The following is a 5548-nucleotide window of genomic DNA, read 5'->3' as shown; positions in this document are numbered from 1 at the left end:
CCCATGCGACGTTTCTCCGTCCCACGGGCCCGCCCGTCAAGCCCGCGCGCCGCGCTCGGCGTGGCCGGCGCACTGGTCGCCGGGCTCGTCGCATGCTCGGTGCCGTACGGCGATGACAAGGACCAGGCGGGCCGCGCGTCCGGGAGCGCCACGCCGACCGGGCGGGTGGCCGCGGCCGCGGACGCCTCCACGGCCGCCACGCGTCCCGCGGGCGCCGGCGCGGGCCAGGACGGTCCGCGTCGGCCGACGGGCACGCCGGTGACCATCGCGTTCGGCGGGGACATCCACTTCGCCGGCTCCCCCGGCGCCCGGCTCGCCGCCGACCCGGCCACGGCGATCGGGCCGATGGCCGCGACGCTGTCCGCCGCCGACCTGGCGATCGCGAACCTGGAGACCGCGGTGACCACCGGCGGCACCCCGGCGCCGAAGGAGTACACCTTCCGCGCGCCGCCCACCGCGTTCGACGCGCTGCGCGCCGCTGGCATCGACGTCGTCACCATGGCCAACAACCACGGCATGGACTACGGCCTGGAAGGGCTGCGGGACTCGCTGCGGGGCGCGTCCGCCGCGCACTACCCGGTGATCGGCATCGGCGAGGACGACACGCGCGCCTTCACCCCCTACCGGACGACCGTGAAGGGGCAGCGGATCGCGGTCGTCGGCGCTACCCAGGTCCTCGATGACGAACTCGCCGCCGCCTGGACGGCCGGTCCGCACAAGCCGGGCCTGGCCTCGGCGAAGCAGGTCGACCGGCTGGTCGCGGCGGTGCGCGCGGCCCGCTCCGGCGCGGACACGGTCATCGTCTTCCTGCACTGGGGGACCGAGCAGCAGCAGTGCCCCACCGACACGCAGCGTTCCCTCGTTCCGCTGCTCGCCGCCGCCGGGGCGGACGTCGTGGTCGGCAGTCATGCGCACGTCCTGCTCGGCGGCGGCTGGGCCGACAGCGGCGTGTACGTCGACTACGGCCTCGGGAACTTCGTCTTCTACTCGTCGGGCAACGGCCCCAACACCGCCTCCGGGGTGCTGCGGCTGACGGTCGCCGGCCGGGCCGTCACCGACGCGACCTGGGTGCCGGCCCGCATCGTCGGTGGCGCGCCGCGCCCCCTGACCGGTGCCGCTGCCGGGCAGGCGCTCGGCGGCTGGAACGCGCTGCGCGGCTGCACCGGGCTTTCGGACACACCGCCGCGCTGAGCATTCAGACGGAGCATTCAGACGGAGGAGGCGGCGGTCCCGGTCCCGGCGCACTCGGCGCAGGTGCCGTAGATCTCCACGGTGTGCGCGACGTCGACGAAGCCCTCGGCCGCGGCGACGGCGGCCGTCCACGCCTCGATCTCCGGCCCGGCGATCTCGATCGTCCGCCCGCAGTCCCGGCAGACCAGATGGTGATGGTGGGCCTCGGTGGCACAGCGCCGGTAGACGGTCTCGCCGTCGTCCCGGCGGATCATGTCGACCTCGCCGCGATCCACCAGTACCTGCAGGTGCCGGTAGACGGTGGTGAGCCCCACCGCCGTGCCCTGGGAACGCAGCAGGGCGTGCAGGTCCTGCGCGCTGGTGAAGGCGTCCGTCTCGGTGAGCGCGGCGCACACCGCGTCCCCCTGACGGGTGGCGCGCACCGCTGTGCCCCGACCCGGCGCCCCGCGCCGGCCGGGCGGGCTCGTCCCGTTTCCCGTGGTGCTCACGGCCTGCTCCCTCCGCCACGCCCGTCTCCGCCGCGGCCGTGGATGTGGTCCGGGACGTGGACTGACGAGGTGTCGCGGGCCCAGGACCGCTGGGATCCTATTTTCGCATCTTCGCGAGTGGATTGGTCTGCTGTCGTGACCCTGTCGTCGAGGTACCTGCTGTCGAGGTACCTGCTGTCGAGGGACCTCCTGTCGAGGGACCTGCCGTCGGGCTTGTCGCCGGTCTCCGGGATGCCGTGACGGGGCAGGTGGCCAGCTCGTGCAGGTTCCCGGTGAGCGGGAAGGAGCGCACGGAACGCTCGCACCAGCCTCCGCGGCGCAGCGCGACCAGCTCGGCCGTGGTGCCGCGGCGGTCGTAGGCGAGCACGAACAGCAGCACCGCGCCGGGTCGGTGCGGCCTGGCCCGCACGGCCCGTTCGGCGTCCCCGCGGCCGATCACGGTGAGGAAGGTGGTCGCGGACCGGGGGATGCGCGGCGCGCGGCCGACGCGGGCGTCGTCGCTCAGTTCCATACCGTAGAGCCAGCCCGCCCGGGCCAGCCGGCCACCGATGATCACCGCGTCTCCCTCGCGGTACTGTGTGCGGACGGCGCCCGTCGCGGCGACCAGGCCCTCGATCGGGCGCACCTCGTGCCGCTCCCGCCACAGCGTGCCGACCCCACCCCCCGCACTGACCGGCACTGCAGCCACCCCCACCACGACGACCGCGCACGCCACCGCTACCGCCATCCCTGCCGCGTCCTTCGCCCCGGACGTGGCGGTCAGCGCCGGCCGTGTGCGGCGCAGCGTCGTGGCGGCCATCGTCGCCAGTTCGCCGGCCCCGGCCGCGGCGACGACGGCGAGCAGCGGGACCAGGAAGAGATTCGTCCGGCAGGCGCCGAACGGCCAGTAGCGCGCGCCGCTGGCGAGCAGTGTCACCAGCTCCGCCCCGCCGACGGCGATCAGCAGCGTCACGCCGTCAGGGCGTCGGCTCAGCGCCCGGACGCCGGCGAGCATCGCCACCGCGGTCGCGGCACCGACGATCGTCGTCGCCGTCCGGTGACCCTCGAGCAGGGCGTGCACCAGGTTGGGGTCGTAGCGGTCGATGCCCGGGGGCGTGCCGCCGAGGATGGCGCGTACCTGGTCGGCGGTGAACCGCAGCCCGCCGACGACGCCGCGCCCGGCGAGGAACTGGTCGTCCCAGAAGTGACTCGCCCGCTGGCTGGACTGGTGCGAGACGAACAGCGCGGCATGACCGCCGGCGAGCAGCAACGCCGGCGCCACCCGCCCGGCGGCCCGCCCCACCGCCAGTCCGACCGTGTGCACCGTGGTTCGCGAGCTGGCCGCCCGTCCTGCCCGTAGCACATCCGCGGCGGCCAACGGGACGAGCAGGAACACGGCGGGCAGCGAGACCAGCGCCAGCGCTCCGGCGGCCGTGCGGCGGCGCAGGCCGGCGCCGGGCGTTGTCCACAGCGCCAGGACGGCGAGGGAGACGACCGCCTCCAGCGCGTACGGCTTGAGCTGGGTCCCCGCGTCGATCACCGTGCCGCTCAGGGCGACGGCGACGGCCGTGCCGACCGCGGCGGCGACCCCGGTGAAGCGGCGCGCGTACAGGTACACCGCGACGGCGAGCACCGGCAACCAGACGCCCGCCGTGACGAGGCGCAGCGCCCAGGCATGCCAGCCGAGCGCGTCGCCGCTGACGCGGGTCAGGGCGATCGAGCCCAGCGACGACGGCGTGTTCGCCGCGCGCAGCTCCGGCCAGAACATCCGCCACGGCTCGCCCGCGAAGTGCGGGCGCCACAGCTCGTCGTACCAGAGCGGTCGGCTGATCCGGGCGTGCAGTGCGATCTCCACGCCGATGACCGCGACGGCGAGCCCGAGCGCGACCACCGCATCGCGTCGAGTCTTTTCCACAGGTTGTCCACAGGGCGCCGTCTTCCTGTGGACAACCGGGTCGATGGTGTCGATAGGACTAGTTCTGTTTGTAGTGAGCCAGGAACCGGTCGATGCGCCCGATCGCGTCGGTGAGGTCGCCCACCGACGGGAGGGTCACTATCCGGACATGGTCGGGATGCGGCCAGTTGAAGCCCGTGCCCTGCACGAGGAGGATCTTCTCCGCGGCGAGCAGGTCGAAGACGAGCCGCTCGTCGTCCTTGATCGGGTAGACCTCCGGGTCGAGCCGCGGGAACGCGTACAGCGCGCCGCGCGGCGGGACGCAGGTGACCCCCGGAATGTCGTTGAGCAGCCTGACCACCGTGTCCCGCTGTTCGCGCAGCCGGCCGCGGGGCAGCACCAGATCGCCGGCGCCGCCGTCCTCGGCTAGCGCGGCGAGCGTCGCGAACTGCCCGGGCACGTTCGCGCACAGCCGCATGTTCGCGAGGATGTTCAGCCCCTCGATGTACGACGACGCGGAGCGGCGCGGTCCCGACAGCACCATCCATCCCGCGCGGAACCCGGCCAGGCGGTACGCCTTGGACAGGCCGTTGAACGTCATGCAGACCAGGTCCGGCGCCAACGCCGCGGTCGCCACGTGCTCGGCATCGTCGTAGAGGATCCGGTCGTAGATCTCGTCGGACAGCAGCATCAGCTGGTGACGGCGGGCGACGTCGACGATGTCCTCCAGCACCCGCCGGTCGTAGACCGCTCCGGTCGGGTTGTTGGGGTTGATCACCACGATCGCCCGGGTCCGCTCGCTGACCTTGCTGGTGATGTCCGCGAGGTCGGGCGCCCAGCCGGCGGACTCGTCGCAGCGGTAGTGCACCGGCCGGCCGCCGCACAGGCTCACTACCGCCGTCCACAGCGGGTAGTCGGGCGCTGGCAGCAGCACCTCGTCCCCGTTGTTGAGCAATGCCTGCAGCGCCATCATGATCATCTCGGAGACGCCGTTGCCGAGGTAGACGCTCTCCGGCGTGATCCCGCCGATGCCCTTGCGGTTGTGGTAGCGCACGACCGCCTCACGTGCGGCGAGCAGCCCCTTGGAGTCGCTGTATCCCTGTGCGTCCGCGAGGTTCGCCGCGACGGCCTCAAGTACTTCCGGCGGTGCGGAGAAGCCGAACGGCGCCGGGTTGCCGATGTTCAACTTGAGGATGCGCTCGCCGGCCGCCTCCAGCCGGGTCGCCTCGTCGAGGACAGGCCCGCGGACGTCGTAGCAGACGTCGGCGAGCTTGTCGGACTGGGAGAACTCCATCTACCCAGAGTAGGTGGGGCGTCCAGCGCTTTTCCGTCGGGCCGGCACGCTGGCGGCCGCTTCACCCGGGGCGAGTGACCGCAGTGCCAGGGAGACCACGAAGAACGCCGCGACCGTGAGCACGATCGCGCCGCCGGCGGCGACGTTCCACTGTTCACTGATCGCCAGCCCGACCACCCCGGACGCGACGCCGACACCGATCGACACCGCCGTCATCGTTGCGGTGCGTGAGCACCACAGCCGCGCCGTCGCCGCGGGCCCGGCGATCAGCGCGACAGCCATGATCGTGCCCACCGCTGGCAGGGAGGTCACGACGGTCGCCTCGATCACCAACAGCAGGACGAGGTCGAGCCGCCGCGCCGGGTAGCCCGCCGCGGCGAGGCCGTCCGGGTCGAAGGCACCCAGCAACAGCTCCCTGCGCAGCGCGACCAGCACACCCAGCACGATCAGCGTGGTCACAGCGCTCACCACGATGTCGGCGGGCTGGACGGTCAGGACCGAGCCGACCAGGAAGGCGGTCAGATCCCGGCTGAACCCGTCCTGCGTCGACTGCAGCGCCATTCCGAGCGCGAACCCGCCCGACAGCACGACCGCTGTGACGCTGGTGGTCTCCTGGCCGCGCTCGCGCCCCCGCGGCCCGGTCAGCCCCCGCCACGACCGCCACGACGAGCACGCCGAACAGCCCCGCCCCCAGGACGAGCC

General features: G+C 73.2%; 5 protein-coding genes. 1 reads left to right on the top strand and 4 read right to left on the bottom strand.

Features of this window, described 5'->3' with window-relative positions; genetic code table 11:
* The first annotated feature begins 3 nt into the window (after window positions 1-3).
* Window positions 4-1191 carry a CapA family protein gene (locus C1A33_RS18995; RefSeq protein WP_243407716.1) on the top strand — a complete coding sequence of 396 codons (1188 nt, stop codon included), beginning with the start codon at window positions 4-6 and terminating at the stop codon, window positions 1189-1191.
* A 17-nt stretch (window positions 1192-1208) separates the two neighbouring features.
* Here the strand turns inward: C1A33_RS18995 and C1A33_RS18990 are convergent, their stop codons facing one another.
* The 4 genes from C1A33_RS18990 to C1A33_RS18975 form a co-directional block, all read right to left on the bottom strand.
* Window positions 1209-1679: a Fur family transcriptional regulator gene (locus tag C1A33_RS18990; RefSeq protein WP_279354659.1), complete on the bottom strand. Its 471-nt coding sequence runs from the start codon at window positions 1677-1679 to the stop codon at window positions 1209-1211.
* A 97-nt stretch (window positions 1680-1776) separates the two neighbouring features.
* A complete protein-coding gene (locus C1A33_RS18985; RefSeq protein ID WP_243407715.1) occupies window positions 1777-3549 on the bottom strand; it encodes a hypothetical protein in 1773 nt (590 codons plus the stop codon).
* Between the two features lie 82 nt (window positions 3550-3631).
* The gene (locus tag C1A33_RS18980) at window positions 3632-4846 is read right to left on the bottom strand and encodes a pyridoxal phosphate-dependent aminotransferase (protein WP_101832801.1); all 1215 of its coding nucleotides are present in this window, start codon (window positions 4844-4846) and stop codon (window positions 3632-3634) included.
* On the bottom strand, window positions 4847-5548 hold a 702-nt coding region (locus C1A33_RS18975), incomplete at its 5' end, for a metal ABC transporter permease (RefSeq protein ID WP_243407714.1).

The organism is Frankia canadensis (assembly GCF_900197875.1).
Taxonomy (GTDB): Bacteria; Actinomycetota; Actinomycetes; order Frankiales; family Frankiaceae; genus Frankia; species Frankia canadensis.
This window is presented reverse-complemented; position numbering and strand designations above follow the sequence as displayed.

Coding starts and splice junctions, on each gene's coding strand:
- C1A33_RS18980 (WP_101832801.1), bottom strand. CDS start 4,846: ATGGAGTTCTCCCAGTCCGACAAGCTCGCCGACGTCTGCTACGACGTC.
- C1A33_RS18995 (WP_243407716.1), top strand. CDS start 4: ATGCGACGTTTCTCCGTCCCACGGGCCCGCCCGTCAAGCCCGCGCGCC.